This is a genomic window from Vibrio thalassae (genome assembly GCF_900089835.1).
Classification (GTDB): domain Bacteria; phylum Pseudomonadota; class Gammaproteobacteria; order Enterobacterales; family Vibrionaceae; genus Vibrio; species Vibrio thalassae.
In genome coordinates this window covers 124360-139313 of the sequence record NZ_OANU01000004.1, presented here as the reverse complement: position 1 = coordinate 139313, position 14954 = coordinate 124360, and the positions used below count along the sequence as shown (strand labels likewise).

The 14954-nt window shown below is 43.7% G+C and carries 15 protein-coding genes; 7 read left to right on the top strand and 8 right to left on the bottom strand.

What is annotated here, in order from left to right; translation table 11 throughout:
* The first annotated feature begins 9 nt into the window (after nucleotides 1–9).
* Nucleotides 10–990, top strand: coding sequence for a lipid A deacylase LpxR family protein (locus tag VTH8203_RS03660; RefSeq protein ID WP_096992436.1), 981 nt, complete (start codon nucleotides 10–12; stop codon nucleotides 988–990).
* A 46-nt stretch (nucleotides 991–1036) separates the two neighbouring features.
* Here the strand turns inward: VTH8203_RS03660 and VTH8203_RS25665 are convergent, their stop codons facing one another.
* Genes VTH8203_RS25665 through VTH8203_RS25655 form a run of 3 tightly spaced genes read right to left on the bottom strand, consistent with a single transcriptional unit; the run spans nucleotide 1037 to nucleotide 2485 of the window.
* Nucleotides 1037–1870, bottom strand: a complete 834-nt coding sequence (locus tag VTH8203_RS25665) for a methyl-accepting chemotaxis protein (RefSeq protein WP_417892018.1) — start codon at nucleotides 1868–1870, stop codon at nucleotides 1037–1039.
* A gap of 50 nt (nucleotides 1871–1920) precedes the next feature.
* Nucleotides 1921–2253, bottom strand: coding sequence for a hypothetical protein (locus VTH8203_RS25660; protein ID WP_417892017.1), 333 nt, complete (start codon nucleotides 2251–2253; stop codon nucleotides 1921–1923).
* Entirely contained in the window at nucleotides 2216–2485 is a 270-nt protein-coding gene (locus VTH8203_RS25655) for a hypothetical protein (RefSeq protein ID WP_417892016.1), read from the bottom strand. The genes VTH8203_RS25660 and VTH8203_RS25655 overlap by 38 nt, the downstream gene beginning before the upstream one ends.
* Before the next feature lie 272 nt (nucleotides 2486–2757).
* Here VTH8203_RS25655 and pflA point away from each other — a divergent pair, with 272 nt between their 5' ends.
* The 6 genes from pflA to VTH8203_RS03625 all read left to right on the top strand — a co-directional run bounded on the left by pflA (nucleotide 2758) and on the right by VTH8203_RS03625 (nucleotide 10901).
* The gene (gene pflA / locus VTH8203_RS03650) at nucleotides 2758–3498 is read left to right on the top strand and encodes a pyruvate formate lyase 1-activating protein (RefSeq protein WP_096992435.1); all 741 of its coding nucleotides are present in this window, start codon (nucleotides 2758–2760) and stop codon (nucleotides 3496–3498) included.
* Between the two features lie 170 nt (nucleotides 3499–3668).
* Nucleotides 3669–4169, top strand: coding sequence for a YfbU family protein (locus tag VTH8203_RS03645; RefSeq protein ID WP_096992434.1), 501 nt, complete (start codon nucleotides 3669–3671; stop codon nucleotides 4167–4169).
* 286 nt (nucleotides 4170–4455) lie between these two features.
* The gene (locus VTH8203_RS03640; RefSeq protein WP_096992433.1) at nucleotides 4456–6390 is read left to right on the top strand and encodes a PrkA family serine protein kinase; all 1935 of its coding nucleotides are present in this window, start codon (nucleotides 4456–4458) and stop codon (nucleotides 6388–6390) included.
* 76 nt (nucleotides 6391–6466) lie between these two features.
* Entirely contained in the window at nucleotides 6467–7738 is a 1272-nt protein-coding gene (locus tag VTH8203_RS03635; RefSeq protein ID WP_096992432.1) for a YeaH/YhbH family protein, read from the top strand.
* 12 nt (nucleotides 7739–7750) lie between these two features.
* On the top strand, nucleotides 7751–9283 hold the full coding sequence (locus VTH8203_RS03630) for a SpoVR family protein (RefSeq protein ID WP_096992431.1): 1533 nt from the start codon (nucleotides 7751–7753) through the stop codon (nucleotides 9281–9283).
* Nucleotides 9284–9488: 205 nt separating this feature from the next.
* The gene (locus VTH8203_RS03625; protein ID WP_096992430.1) at nucleotides 9489–10901 is read left to right on the top strand and encodes a hypothetical protein; all 1413 of its coding nucleotides are present in this window, start codon (nucleotides 9489–9491) and stop codon (nucleotides 10899–10901) included.
* Between the two features lie 164 nt (nucleotides 10902–11065).
* Here the strand turns inward: VTH8203_RS03625 and hisIE are convergent, their stop codons facing one another.
* From hisIE to hisB, 5 genes are all read right to left on the bottom strand, one after another.
* A complete protein-coding gene (gene hisIE, locus VTH8203_RS03620) occupies nucleotides 11066–11692 on the bottom strand; it encodes a bifunctional phosphoribosyl-AMP cyclohydrolase/phosphoribosyl-ATP diphosphatase HisIE (RefSeq protein WP_096992429.1) in 627 nt (208 codons plus the stop codon).
* Nucleotides 11689–12462: an imidazole glycerol phosphate synthase subunit HisF gene (gene hisF / locus VTH8203_RS03615; RefSeq protein WP_096992428.1), complete on the bottom strand. Its 774-nt coding sequence runs from the start codon at nucleotides 12460–12462 to the stop codon at nucleotides 11689–11691. Before hisF ends, hisIE begins: the two co-directional genes overlap by 4 nt.
* Nucleotides 12444–13181: a 1-(5-phosphoribosyl)-5-[(5-phosphoribosylamino)methylideneamino]imidazole-4-carboxamide isomerase gene (gene hisA, locus VTH8203_RS03610; RefSeq protein ID WP_096992466.1), complete on the bottom strand. Its 738-nt coding sequence runs from the start codon at nucleotides 13179–13181 to the stop codon at nucleotides 12444–12446. Before hisA ends, hisF begins: the two co-directional genes overlap by 19 nt.
* Before the next feature lie 72 nt (nucleotides 13182–13253).
* Nucleotides 13254–13877, bottom strand: a complete 624-nt coding sequence (gene hisH, locus VTH8203_RS03605) for an imidazole glycerol phosphate synthase subunit HisH (protein ID WP_096992427.1) — start codon at nucleotides 13875–13877, stop codon at nucleotides 13254–13256.
* Nucleotides 13877–14950: a bifunctional histidinol-phosphatase/imidazoleglycerol-phosphate dehydratase HisB gene (hisB, locus tag VTH8203_RS03600; RefSeq protein WP_096992426.1), complete on the bottom strand. Its 1074-nt coding sequence runs from the start codon at nucleotides 14948–14950 to the stop codon at nucleotides 13877–13879. Before hisB ends, hisH begins: the two co-directional genes overlap by 1 nt.
* Nucleotides 14951–14954: the final 4 nt, after the last annotated feature.

The following is a 14954-nucleotide window of genomic DNA, read 5'->3' as shown; positions in this document are numbered from 1 at the left end:
TGACACATCATGAAACTACCTGTCGTAATACCTCTACTATTAGTCAGCAGTATTGCCTTGGCATCTGAACGTTCAACTGTCTCATTTTCACTCGATAACGATGGTATCTTTGGTACCGATGAAGACTATACCAACGGTATTTTCCTCTCCTACACCACGAGCGCGATTAAGCCTTGGGCATTTTTTAAACCCCTCAGTCTCTCTTATTGGGGTTCCGCTTCCCTTGATAAGGTTGAATTTCAACTTGGTCATAAAATGTGGACGCCATCCGATATCGAAGCGACAGTCCCATTAGCGAACGACCGCCCTTACGCAGGTTACTTCCATGGCGAACTCAACTATATTAGCTTGCATCCGCAGCAGGCTCAGCGCTTTAATTTTACTTTAGGCAGCACCGGTGAAGGTTCTTTCGCAGATCACGCTCAACAGTTGGTGCACTCGATTGTCGGCTCGAAGGAGCCTAAAGGTTGGGAGTATCAAATTGAGGATAAAATGGTCGGAAGCGTGGGTTACTTAACTCACCTTAATATGAAACGTGCCCCTGTATATGGCAATACAGATTGGGATGTTTCTAGTGTCACTGAGGCCAACCTCGGCACCTTTAGAAGTGATATTTCTACGGGTGTGATGCTTCGGTTAGGTGCCGACCTCGGCGGTAACTTTGGGTCGGCGAATATCAGTACCGAAAATCCATTTAAAGCCGGGATGATTGGCGCATCTAATCAAGGTTGGTTCACTTATTTGGGTGTCAAAGCTCGCTATCGTTTTAACGACATCACTATTGAAGGTGATAGGCCTGGCATTCCAGAACCAAGTGATGCCTATCATGTAACACTGGAGTCTTTTCAGGGTGAAGCTGTCGTGGGGGCAGCATGGTACAACGCCTATGTGGGTATTAGTGTATTTGCGGGGACTAAGTCCGCTGAGTACAAAGAAGCATCAAAATCTATCTACGGTAATGGCGGATTATCTTTATTCGCCTTCTTCTAAACCCAATCAGGCACCCCAAAGGTGCCTGACTCTACAAGGTTCACTGTTAAGCAGTTTTGAATCGCTCACACTCTTGATAGAGTTCCGTTGAACGCTTATCCACTCCATCACTGGTACCTTTAAGGTGCAGACTGCTGTCTTCGAGTTCATTCATCGACTCATTTATCTGAGCCATATTACTCGCCATTGATTGTGACGTTATTGCCAATTCCTTAACAGAAGCAAAGATAACTTCTGTTTGCGAGCTCGCTTGTTGGGCCCTATTCATTATCTGTTCAAGAGCTAATTTTGCTTGGTTTCCTTGCTCACAGCCAGACTGCATCGAGCTATCTGATTGAGCAATAAATTGAATCACTTGAGCGCTTTCTTGTTTCATGGTGTCAATTGTGCAAGAAATCTCTTCAACCGCTTGTACCGTTCGCACTGCTAGAGTTCGCACTTCATCAGCAACCACTGCAAAACCTCGCCCTTGCTCCCCTGCCCTTGCAGCTTCAATCGCTGCATTTAGCGCTAAAAGGTTAGTCTGCTCAGCAATACTATTAATGATATCCATGACTGAATCAATTTTTTGAGACGCTTGCTCTAACTGCTCAATATGAGTTGTCGCCTCCTTTAAGATTGAGCCGACTTGTTCAAATGCGGCAATCGTTTCGACGATGACCTCACCGCCTGTTTGTGCCGACTCTGACGATGTCTTGCTAATGCTTGCTACATACTCTAAAGAGCCCGAAATTTCCTGAGTTGTTACGCTCACCTCTTCGGTAGCTGAAGCAAGTAATTGCGCTTTCTCCATGACCTGGGTTTGATGCTGCCTGAGGTGGTGAATTCCACTGTCGAGTTCCCCTGAACTATTGGATAAATGCTGACTATTCTTCTTCACTTCATCTACTAGCTCACCAAGGTTTTGACAACTGACATTGATGGCCTGTTTTAATTGATTAAACTCGTCGCGATGATTGTTACTGACTGCAAGTCGTGTTGACAGATCACCCAACTCAACTGAAAATCAGACGTTAATGTCACCATACCTGTTTCTTTAATTGCGGCATCAATCTTGGCATTATTTTGTTGCAGTTGCTTTAACAGACCTTCATTAACCGAAAAGCCAAGTTCTGATTTGATGGTCAGCCAAGGGCTCAAATTGAAAATAAATGCATCCAGTGTATTCGCGAGTCGATCACTTTCGGTGTGAAGCCCAGCTTGTTTCAAATATTGTAAATCTTGCTCAGCACTGGTCTTCGAGCTTATCCATACTATTTTCAAACGAGTCCATGGACGTTGAAGTTAATGTGGCCCGACGATTAACCGTATCCATTAAAAGTACTTGGGTGGTGGCTAAATGAGTACTTGCTCTTTCCATTTCACCACTACTGGTGAATTTTGCATTGAGGCTAGAGAGTGAGCTAAAAATAAACAGCACTAAAATGACGAACCCAGACCAAAGCGTGAGTAGCGATAAAATCGTTTTTTGTTTCTGTGATAACGCAACTTCCATGTTGTTCCCCTTTAAACGACAAGTATCGTCTCCTGACTGATACTCAGATATGACGCATTTTTACCGCTCACACTGGTCTAAAATAATCATCAGAGCACTCTATGCTCTGTGTAACCAACAATACACTTAACAACGCTATAACATTATTCCAATCCGAGCAACACTCGTCAGCTAAGATCGATACAGACTATGAATGGGCTATCACTTTTCCTGTTGCAGGGGCCTATTTTGTAATAAAATGACAGCTAAAAATAAGTAAGTAGAGAAGAGCTATGTCAACAACTGGTCGCATTCACTCATTCGAATCCTGCGGTACGGTCGATGGACCAGGGATCCGTTTCATTGTCTTTCTTCAAGGCTGTCTCATGCGTTGTATGTATTGCCACAACCGCGATACTTGGGATACCCATGGTGGTAAAGAAGTCTCCGTAGATGAATTGATCGCCGAGGCGAAATCCTACCGCCACTTTATGAATGCATCTGGTGGAGGCGTTACCTGTTCTGGTGGTGAAGCGATGCTTCAGCCAGAGTTCGTTCGTGACTTCTTCCGCGCCGCTCAGGCAGAAGGAATTCACACCTGCTTAGACACCAATGGCTATATTCGCAAGCACACTGATGTTATCGACGAAGTTTTGGATGCTACAGATCTAGTGATGCTGGACATCAAACATATGAAAGATGAAATTCACCAAGATTTCATCGGTGTATCGAATCGTCGCACATTAGACTTTGCCCGTTATTTGCACAAAATAGGCCAAAAGACCTGGATTCGTTATGTCGTCGTCCCTGGCTATACCGATGACCCAGAAGCGGCACACATGCTTGGCGAGTTTATTAAAGATATGGACAACATCGAGAAGGTCGAACTGTTGCCGTATCACAAATTAGGTGCTCACAAGTGGGAAGCACTCGGCTTTGACTATCCTCTTGAGGGTACCCAGCCTCCAACAAAAGAAGTGATGGACAACATTCAAAATATTCTTTTGCAATATACGGATAATGTGAGGTACTAACCGACGATTCAAAAATCTTTTGACACGAAAAAAACGCGCTAGAAAGCGCGTTTTTTGTAACAAATACGTGTTGAGATCATGTTACACAATGTCGAGAAGCTGATAACCTGTCGGTATAGTGAAATCATTCGTAAACTTATAATGATGACTTTTAAGTGAGGCTTTTCAACATGGAAATGACAAATGCTCAGCGTCTAATCCTATCTAATCAATATTACCTAATGGCAAAGCTAACGCCAGAAAATGCAGAAAAATACAAACGTCTACAAACGATTGTAGAGCGTGGCTATGAACTGCAAATGCGTGAAATTAACAAAGAGTATGGCTGCTTAGTTGAAGATGAATGTCGTGAAGTCATCGACATCATGGAAATGTATCACGCCATGCAAGAATCTAATAAGATGCTGTCTGAAGAAGACCGCAAAGATGTGGATCAGCGTCGCTTGCAATTCCTTGGGTTTGATATTGCCACCGAAGCGCAATTGGTTAATTACGTCAGATTCCTGATTGATAGCGAAGGCCTTTACCCTCAATTCGACAAAGGCGATCATCACTTCAATAGCCATGTACCTATGCTTGATAAGTATCGTCGTATGCTAGTAACGTGGAGACACTGCCCACGTCAGTACCACTTATCAGCTGCTGAATTCAGAAAGATTTTTAACGCTTAGCTTTAACGCGTTAAAACAATCGGTTAGTAAAAAGCCCTCCATCAACTCAGGTAGAGGGCCTTTTTTATGCAACATTTCCCAGTTTCCGGCGGTCTAATCTAATAGTTTGGACTCACGTATAAAGTTGAGACTAGGGGTCAATCGTCACAGTCACCTGAGGAAGTTTTGTAAATAAATGCATAATTGATAAGCATAAATCTGAAAACCCTACTAGTCTTAAAAATGACATGGAGTCGCATTGTATATCTGTCAATGGTCAGCTTTGCAGGTTTAAGGGGAATCAGCTATGAGTATTTTCGATCATTATCAAGCGCGCTACGAAGCCGCAAAAGATGAAGAATTGTCTATCCAGGAATTCTTATCTCTATGTAAAGACGACAAGAGTGCTTACGCCAATGCAGCAGAACGTCTTTTACTCGCAATCGGTGAACCTGAGGTTATTGATACCGCACAGGATCCTCGTTTAAGTCGTATTTTTTCAAACCGTATTATTTCTCGCTACAAAACATTCGAAGATTTCTACGGCATGGAAGATGCTATCGAGCAAATCGTGTCTTATCTCAAGCATGCCGCTCAAGGGTTAGAAGAAAGAAAACAAATACTATACCTTCTAGGCCCAGTAGGTGGTGGTAAATCATCGCTTGCAGAAAAACTCAAAGCGCTAATGCAACAAATGCCTATCTATGTGCTTTCAGCCAACGGCGAACGCAGCCCGGTCAACGATCATCCATTCTGCTTGTTTGATGTGTCTGAAGATGGCGACCTACTAAAAAGCGAATATGGTATCGAGAAACGTTATCTACGTTCTATTATGTCACCGTGGGCGGCCAAGCGCCTGCATGAATTTGGCGGTGACATCACTAAATTTAAAGTGGTTAAAGTCAGACCATCCATTTTGGACCAAATTGCGATCGCGAAAACTGAGCCAGGTGATGAAAACAACCAAGACATTTCCGCTTTGGTTGGTAAAGTAGATATTCGCCAACTCGAACACTTCTCACAAGACGACCCTGACGCGTACAGCTATTCCGGTGCCTTGTGCCGTGCGAACCAAGGTTTGATGGAGTTCGTGGAGATGTTCAAGGCGCCGATTAAAGTCTTGCACCCACTCTTAACCGCGACACAGGAAGGTAACTACAACGGTACGGAAGGCCTCTCTGCCCTGCCATTTGACGGTATGATTTTGGCTCACTCAAATGAATCAGAATGGCAAACGTTCCGCAACAATAAGAACAATGAAGCGTTCTTGGACCGCGTATACATCGTTAAAGTCCCATACTGCTTACGCGTCTCTGAAGAAGTTAAAATTTACCAGAAACTTCTTGAACACAGTGAGCTCTCCAAAGCACCTTGTTCGCCAAGCACCTTAGAGTTGTTGGGGCAGTTCAGTGTACTATCGCGCCTGAAAGAGCCAGAAAACTCATCTCTATTCTCGAAAATGCGCGTTTATGATGGTGAGACATTAAAAGACACCGATCCAAAAGCAAAAAGTTATCAAGAATATCGTGACTATGCTGGCGTTGATGAAGGTATGTCAGGCTTGTCTACCCGCTTCGCATTTAAGATCCTGTCAAGAGTGTTTAACTTCGACCAATCTGAAGTTGCAGCCAACCCGGTGCATCTGTTCTACGTCATTGAACAGCAGATTGAGCGTGAGCAATTCCCTCAAGAAGTGGGCGAAAAGTACTTAGAATTCCTTAAAGGTTATCTCGTACCTCGTTATGTTGAGTTTATTGGTAAAGAAATTCAAACCGCTTACTTGGAATCATACTCTGAGTACGGTCAAAATATCTTCGACCGATACGTCACCTATGCAGACTTCTGGATTCAAGACCAAGAATATCGTGACCCAGAAACCGGTCAGCTATTCGACCGCGCTTCACTCAATGAAGAACTAGAGAAAATAGAAAAAACCGCTGGTATTAGTAACCCTAAAGATTTCCGAAATGAGATCGTTAACTTTGTGCTCCGGGCCCGAGCAAATAACAACGGGTCGAACCCGGTTTGGACCAGTTACGAAAAACTTCGTACGGTTATAGAGAAGAAAATGTTCTCCAATACGGAAGAGCTACTGCCTGTTATTTCATTTAATGCGAAAACATCATCCGAAGATCAACGTAAACACGACGATTTTGTCAATCGTATGATGGAAAAAGGTTACACCGAGAAACAAGTACGATTGCTGTCTGAGTGGTACTTAAGAGTTCGAAAATCCTCATAAGTGCACCTGACTGTTTATCTCAGCCCCGGGCATTAGCTCGGAGGCTGTTCGGTGAGAGGAATACAGGGAGTAACTCATGGCACAATTTATTGATAGACGCTTAAACGGCAAACACAAAAGTGCCGTCAATAGGCAGCGTTTCATACGCAGGCATAAACAAAAAATCAAAGAATCGGTTACCGATGCCGTCAATCGCCGATCCATTACTAATACTGAAACGGGAGAAGATGTCTCGATTCCAGCAAAAGATCTTAGCGAACCGATTTTCCATCAAGGCCAAGGCGGTGTGAAGGAGCGCGTTCATCCTGGCAACGACCAATTCATCACTGGGGACAAAATTGAGCGTCCACCAAAAGGTGGGCAAGGCGGTGGCTCTGGTCAGGGCGACGCGAGTCCTGACGGTGAAGGTGAAGACGAATTCGTTTTCCAAATTTCCAAAGATGAATATCTCGATATTCTGTTTGAAGACCTCGCGCTGCCGAACCTCAAAAAGAATCAAATAAACAAAATTAAAGAGTGGAAAACACATCGCTCAGGTTATCAAACTGCCGGGATGCCGTCTAATATTGCTATCGTTCGTTCTTTACAGCAGTCAATTGCAAGACGGACCGCGATGACGGCAGGCAAACGGCGTATGCTCGATGAGCTATGTAAAGCACTCGATGACGTTCAAATGAGTGAACCAGCAAAACCTACTGAAGAGATGCGATTGAAGCAAGAGATCGCTGAACTACGCAAGAAAATCGACAGCGTGCCTTTTATCGACACCTTCGATCTTCGCTTTAAAAACTATGAGAAACGTCCTATTCCGTCCAGCCAAGCGGTTATGTTTTGCTTGATGGATGTCTCCGGTTCCATGGATCAAGCGACCAAGGACATAGCGAAACGCTTCTATGTGTTGCTGTACTTATTCTTGACACGCACGTATGAGAACGTAGAAGTCGTGTTTATTCGCCATCATACCCAAGCGAAAGAGGTCGATGAGCACGAGTTTTTCTATTCTCAAGAAACCGGTGGAACCATCGTTTCCAGTGCTCTCAAATTGATGAAGGACATTTTTGAAGACCGTTATCCTTTGGGTGAGTGGAACATCTATGCAGCGCAAGCTTCAGACGGTGATAACTGGGCTGATGATTCACCTCGCTGTCGCGAGTTACTCGTGAATAAGCTTCTACCAGCTTGCCAATATTACTCTTATATCGAAATTACTCGTAGGACACACCAAACACTGTGGCACGAATATGAAAAGTTAGAGAATCAATTTGATAACTTTGCAATGAAGAACATTCGTTCTGTTGAAGACATATTCCCTGTGTTTAGGGAGTTGTTTCAAAAAGAGACCGTATAGGGAGACGTGCGTATGACGACAGATACGACAATGAGGTCTAAGGTGCTGCCAGACGGTCCAGATTGGACGTTTGATATCTTAGAACGCTACCACAAGGAAATAAAACGTGTCGCAGAGCATTATCGTCTCGACACCTACCCTAATCAAATCGAAGTCATTACGTCAGAGCAGATGATGGATGCATATTCGAGCATAGGGATGCCAATAAACTACAATCACTGGTCGTTTGGAAAGAAATTTATTCAAACGGAACAGGGGTATAAACACGGCCAAATGGGTTTGGCCTATGAAATCGTCATCAACTCCAATCCATGTATTGCGTATCTAATGGAGGAGAACTCAGTGACTATGCAGGCGCTCGTTATGGCACACGCCTGTTACGGTCATAATTCGTTTTTCAAAGGCAATTATCTGTTCCAAACCTGGACAGATGCCAGTTCTATTATCGACTACCTACTGTTTGCTAAAAAGTACATTGCAGACTGCGAGCAAAAGTACGGAGAAGAAGAAGTCGAGAAAATTCTAGACTCATGTCACGCCTTGATGAATTACGGCGTGGATCGTTATAAACGTCCAGAAAAAATTTCGATTGCAGAAGAAAAAATTCGCCAAGAGGAGCGCGAAGCCTATTTGCAATCCCAGGTCAACGACTTATGGCGTACCGTGCCTAAACATAGAACCGCTGCAGAAGGCCAAAAGGCACGCTTCCCTAGTGAACCTCAGGAAAACATTCTCTACTTTATTGAAAAAAATGCACCACTACTGGAATCTTGGCAACGCGAAATCGTTCGAATCGTGCGCAAGGTCAGCCAATATTTTTATCCACAGAAACAAACCCAAGTGATGAACGAAGGTTGGGCAACGTTTTGGCACTACACTATTCTAAATCACCTCTATGATGAGGGTTTCGTGTCTGACAAGTTCATACTTGAGTTCTTGCATAGCCACACCAGTGTTGTTGCACAGCCCCCCTATAACAGCCCTTATTTCAATGGTATAAACCCTTACGCTCTTGGCTTCGCTATGTTTAGAGATATCAAGCGCATATGTGAAGAACCAACAGACGAAGATAAAGAGTGGTTCCCCGAATTGGCGGGCAGTGACTGGTTAGACGCCCTGCATTTTGCGATGCACAACTTCAAGGACGAGAGTTTTATTAGTCAATATTTATCTCCACACCTTATGCGCGAGTTTAAATTCTTTTCAATTCTAGATGATGATAGAAAGAACTTCGTCGAAGTCTCAGCTATTCATGATGAGCTCGGGTACCGTCAGATACGTGAAAAACTAGCAGCTCAGTATAGCTTGAGTAACCTAGAACCAAATATTCAAGTATATAATGTGGATGTTCGAGGAGACCGTTCACTTACATTGCAGCACATACCTCATCATCGTATACCTCTTGATAACAGCTATGAGGAAGTCCTTAGGCACCTTTATAGGCTTTGGGGCTTTGATGTCATCTTGGAGGAAGTAAAAGAATCTGGTCGTCGTGAAGTTTTAGCAACCTGCCCGAAACGTGCACCTTACGACTCCAATATTTAGAATCTAGGTAGTCTTGTTATTGAGATATATTCATTTCACAAGGGTCGTTTTTAGAAATCTAATCAATTTGAGCAATTGAAAACGACCTGTCGTTACACAGCACACAGATTTGGTAATGGGCTTGTACCCAATAATGTAAAAACTGTATATACTACCTATGAGCCAACTGATTTCGGGTCAATATTAATAATGGAAAAAATATTACATGATAGTTTCTAGAAAAAAATTGCTAGTGCTGTGTTTTCTGTTAGCGACAAACGTACAAGCTAGTAATCTTCTAAATCAGAGAGAAACAGCGACTCTAGAAGGGATAAACACTCAGTATACTAAAGGGTTGCAGCAGATCAACATTTATGACGCTCTCAATGATTACAATACAACCGAATCAAGAATTGGTGTCGTCAAAGCTCAAGCTCTGATTAATGAAGCCAATATAAAAAGAGACGCACATCTTTTTAACGAAAGACTAATACAAGGAGACTTTGACGAATCGTTGTCAGAGTCTCTTAGAAAAATGGCTGGCAACGTTGAAGAATACAATCTAAACATCAAGGATTTGAATACGAAGCTTGGTGAAATTAATAGTATTTTGTCAACAAAGAAACAAGAACTATCATCTATTGAGAAAGTCAAAAGCGATGACCTTTTAAGCCTATATAAGCAAGTTAAGGATCGCTTGATTCAAAATGCAAACAGGACAATAGAAGATACTTTTTCTGGCAAGCAAAAATGCGGTAACACAGAAACCTTGCAAGATTGCCTTAGACGCGCTGAAAGCTCTATCAAGCGGGAATTTATACTTGGCATAGGCAGTATAGATACTGTTAAAATCAGGAAGTTCGAATATATTGATGCTTCTCAAAATTTGCAAGGCATCACTCAATATGACGCAGCCATCTCCTATAACCTAGTCTACTCAGAATCAATAAGCCAAGATATCCGAGAGGAGCTAGGATTGCAGAGCATTAAGTTCTCGCTGCGCTCCAACAGCCCTGATACGATTTACTACATTGACAATCAGAAAGTTGGCCAAGGAAAACATGTAACCATCACTGGAGACTATGTCGGCATTTATAATGTCAGAGCTTCAAACAGTGGCGTAAACCAAAGTTTAAGGCTGAAGTTCAAGCCATCTGGCAGTTACTACTTTCCCTTTAATTCTTTAAGACAAAACGAAGTACAGGCCAACGTTTCTAAGACTAGAAAAACTGAAGTACAGCAGACTAATGCCTCTAAAACTAGACCAGTATCGACACAACCCGTCGTAAAGCCGGAAGTCAAGAAAACAAGTAAACCTAATAATGAATATAACTATGTTTCAAACTTGCTCTTGCACGTCGATTCCTCAGCAAACTATACCTTGTCGGTTCTCAGAACAGATAATGAACAAAGGCCTATTTTTGTGTCAACTCGACAAGAAGCATCCGAGTTCTGTCAAAACAATTTTAGCTCGGAGCTTGCTACAGGCGATGACTATCGTCTTCTGGAACAAGCGAAAAAGCTTAACTCCGGTGAGTTTTGGACAAAAAATGGAGAAGTATTTCGTACTAACGATTCACTTTCTTCAAACATCACACAGGCCGGCGGTTTACCATTTGTTTGTGTAATTGATAATTAGAATTGTGGTGCAATCGTCCAGATATAACAAATTTTACTTATTTTACCGTAGCTAAGCATCGGTACCGAGGGTAATATCTGAAAGTTCTGGTGATATAAATAATGAGCCTCAACGACATGGATAGTGACGTTGAGGCTCATTGTTTATTAAGGCTTAACCATGGTTTAGCTATGTCGTTCCTTAAGTTTATTCACGACTTCGTTCATAGATAATCCTTGATCCAGAAGCAGTACCATCAAGTGATAGATGAGATCAGCAGACTCACAGACTAATTCCGCCTTGTCACCCGACGTTGCCGCAAGCGCGACCTCAACGCCTTCTTCGCCCACTTTCTGCGAAATACGTTTGGTGCCACGGGCATAAAGACTCGCGGTATAAGAAGATTGCGGATCCGCATCTTTTCGAGCGGCAAGCAATTGCTCAAGCTGATGAAGCCACACCATTTGAGACTCTTCTTGTGGATCACCATCAAAACACGTCGTCGTACCGGTGTGACACGTTGGTCCAATTGGGTCCACTTTGACAAGAACCGTATCGTTATCACAATCTAGAGCGATATTACGAAGTTGGAGTACGTTGCCTGACGTTTCCCCTTTGGTCCACAATCGGGATTTGGTACGAGAGAAAAAGGTTACTTGTTCAGTTTCTAAGGTCTTTTCCAACGCTTCAGGGTTCATATACCCCATCATTAGAACTTGGCTAGACTGAAAGTCCTGAATAATAGCAGGTACAAGACCATCTACTTTTTCCCAGTCGATACGCTCGGTGAGCGCTACTGCTGCTTCACTCATAGTCTGATCTCCACACCTTGTTGTTTTAGATATTGCTTAAGCTCACCAATGTTGATGATCTGCTTATGGAATACGGACGCGGCTAACGCACCATCAACATTGGTTTTGTTGTATGCCTCTGCAAAGTGCGCCATTGCACCCGCACCGCCAGAAGCAATGAGAGGCACCTTACACACCTCACGAACCATATTAAGTTGCTCGATGTCATAGCCATTTCGCACCCCATCTTGATTCATCATATTAAGTACGATTTCCCCTGCGCCACGCTTTTGCACTTCTTGCACCCAATCGCGGGTTTCCCACTTAGTGGCTTTAGTACGTGATTCGTCACCGGTGAATTGATACACCTGATACTTACCTGTTTCTTTATCAAAATAGGAGTCGATACCAACGACAATACACTGCACACCAAACTTGTCGGCAAGTTCGGTAATCAATTCAGGGTTAGCCAAAGCAGGCGAGTTGATTGATACTTTATCCGCACCAAATTCTAAGATACGTGCTGCATCTTCAGCAGACTTAATACCACCAGCGACACAGAATGGAATATCAATCACTTCTGCCACTCGCGCTACCCAGCTTTTGTCGACTACACGGCCATCGCTTGAGGCAGTGATATCATAAAAGACTAACTCATCCGCCCCTTCTTCTGCATAACGTGCAGCTAACGGGACGATATCACCAATAATCTCGTGGTTTCGGAACTGAACGCCTTTCACCACTTGACCGTCACGGACATCCAAACAAGGAATTATTCGCTTTGCCAACATTGGAATGCCTCCTCTGCGGTAAATTTACCATCTAACAATGCTCGTCCAACAATGACGCCAGATACACCCGTCCCTTTAAGTGCTTCGATATCTGCAAGGCTACCGATACCACCTGAGGACTGGAACTGTACTTGTGGGTATTGCTTGCATAGGTCGAAATAAAGCTCAACATTACTGCCTGCCAACGTACCATCGCGCGAGATGTCTGTGCAAAGCACGTGTTTTAGACCCACGGTGAGATAATCATCAATCAACGCTTCAATAGTGACGCCAGAGTCCTCTTGCCAGCCAGAGATAGCGACTTTGCGCGTACCGGTTTCATCGATGTTGATATCAAGTGCTAGCACAATTTTCTCTGCGCCGTATTTTTCCATCCACCCTTTAACCAACTCTGGCTGCTTAACCGCTGTCGAACCCACAACAACACGTTGAGCACCAGCCTCAAGCAGATCAACTACATCTTGCTCAGTACGCACACCACCACCAATCTGTATGTTTGCTGGCGTTCCTGCTAGTAGGTTGGCAATTAAATCAAGCTGGCGCGCTGATGTGTCTTTTGCGCCAGTCAGATCGACAAGGTGTAGCCAATTTGCTCCAGCTTGATGGTAGAGGTTGAACTGCTCAATCGGATCAACCTTATATTCAGTAACCTGACCATAATCGCCTTGATAAAGGCGAACCACTTGTCCTTCTATTAAATCTAATGCTGGGATAATCACAATCATTTCCTTCAAAGCCTCACGACCGTGTGAAGCTGCTAAATTCTATCGATAACTCTTGTTAGTGAGGAATTACACTAACTCTAGGAAGTTCTGAATCAGTTTTGAGCCTGCTTTGGACGAGCGCTCCGGGTGAAACTGTACGCCGTAGTAGTTGCCACTTTGTATCGCGGCACTAAACGGTTGACCGTATTCACATTCGGCAATGGTGTAATCGCCAACGGGCATCCCAAAACTGTGTACAAAATAGAAGTACTCACCTTCTTCAATGCCGGCAAACAGCGGATTACCGGCTTGCGCTTTAACGGTATTCCACCCCATATGAGGAAGAGGTAAGTCTCCTGTTTCCAGACGTTTTACTTCACCTTCACAAAGACCCAAACATTCAACAAGCTCGTCAGCTTTTTGGCCTTTCTCTTGTGAAAGCTTACCCAACAGCTGCATACCTAAGCAAATACCAAGTACTGGTTTCTCGACCTGTTTGACCAGTTCGATTAGATCGCGCTCTTGAAGGTTTTTCATCGCTTCACTTGCCGTACCTACACCTGGAAGAAACAGCTTATCAGCGCTCAGAACCACTTGAGGCTCTTTAGAAATAACCACATCATATCCAAGACGCTGTATAGCAAACTTGACTGACGACACGTTGGCACAACCGGTATCAATAATGACTACATTTTGTTTGCTGTTGGCCATTACAAGACTCCCTTACTACTTGGCAACTCGTTACCTTCTACTTTAATGGCTTGACGCAACGTGCGGCCAAAGGCTTTAAATAAACTCTCAATGATGTGGTGGTCATTATCGCCAGAAGAAGATAAGTGAAGCGTGCATGCCAGCGTATCGGTTAACGAACGGAAGAAGTGAACCACCATTTCGGTGGACAAATCCCCCACTTGTTCGCGCGAGAATTGAGCGTCGAACTTAAGATATGGGCGCCCTGATAGGTCTAATGCACATTGCGCCAAGCATTCATCCATTGGTAAGCTAAAGCCAAATCGACCGATACCACGCTTGTCTCCCAACGCTTCTTTCAATGCTTGACCAAGAGCCAAAGCGGTATCCTCGACGGTGTGGTGATCATCGATGTGCAGGTCGCCATCCACAATGCACTTCATTTGGAAACCGCCGTGAGTGGCGATTTGATCAAGCATGTGGTCGAAAAAGCCCATACCTGTCGAGATTTCATTACCCCCCGCTTCATCAAGGTTCACAAATACCTTGATATCCGTTTCTTTGGTAGTACGAATTACTTCCGCCGTACGTGCTTTTACGGTTAAGTCTTTTAAGATTGTCGGCCAGTTCATGGTCTGCGGGTTGTACTGAATTCCACGAATCGCCATATTTTCCGCTAGCTGAAGATCCGTTTGTCGATCACCAATCACCGCCGATGTCTTGAAATCCACTTTGCCGCTTTGTAGGTACTCTTTCACCAATCCAAGCTTTGGCTTACGGCATGAGCAGTTATCTCCATCAAAGTGGGGGCAGATTAATACATCATCAAACTTAACACCTTGAGACTCAAAGATTTCCATCATCATATTATGAGGAGCATCAAAGTCTTCCTGAGGGTAGCTATCGGTACCTAAGCCATCTTGGTTAGTCACCATAACAAGGCGATATCCTGCATCTTGCAAAGCTAATAAGCTCGGAATAACAAACGGTTCGAGTTTTAGTTTATCCAAACGGTCAACTTGAAAGTCAACAGGTGGCTCAACAATTAACGTACCATCGCGATCTATAAATAATATTTTCTGTTGGTTGCTCACTTGA

Excerpts from the sequence above, each read along its gene's own strand:
- VTH8203_RS03660 (WP_096992436.1), top strand. The coding sequence starts at position 10 with ATGAAACTACCTGTCGTAATACCTCTACTATTAGTCAGCAGTATTGCC.
- VTH8203_RS25655 (WP_417892016.1), bottom strand. The coding sequence starts at position 2,485 with ATGGAAGTTGCGTTATCACAGAAACAAAAAACGATTTTATCGCTACTC.
- pflA (WP_096992435.1), top strand. The coding sequence starts at position 2,758 with ATGTCAACAACTGGTCGCATTCACTCATTCGAATCCTGCGGTACGGTC.
- VTH8203_RS03645 (WP_096992434.1), top strand. The coding sequence starts at position 3,669 with ATGGAAATGACAAATGCTCAGCGTCTAATCCTATCTAATCAATATTAC.
- VTH8203_RS03640 (WP_096992433.1), top strand. The coding sequence starts at position 4,456 with ATGAGTATTTTCGATCATTATCAAGCGCGCTACGAAGCCGCAAAAGAT.
- VTH8203_RS03635 (WP_096992432.1), top strand. The coding sequence starts at position 6,467 with ATGGCACAATTTATTGATAGACGCTTAAACGGCAAACACAAAAGTGCC.
- VTH8203_RS03630 (WP_096992431.1), top strand. The coding sequence starts at position 7,751 with ATGACGACAGATACGACAATGAGGTCTAAGGTGCTGCCAGACGGTCCA.
- VTH8203_RS03625 (WP_096992430.1), top strand. The coding sequence starts at position 9,489 with ATGATAGTTTCTAGAAAAAAATTGCTAGTGCTGTGTTTTCTGTTAGCG.
- hisIE (WP_096992429.1), bottom strand. The coding sequence starts at position 11,692 with ATGAGTGAAGCAGCAGTAGCGCTCACCGAGCGTATCGACTGGGAAAAA.
- hisF (WP_096992428.1), bottom strand. The coding sequence starts at position 12,462 with ATGTTGGCAAAGCGAATAATTCCTTGTTTGGATGTCCGTGACGGTCAA.
- hisH (WP_096992427.1), bottom strand. The coding sequence starts at position 13,877 with ATGGCCAACAGCAAACAAAATGTAGTCATTATTGATACCGGTTGTGCC.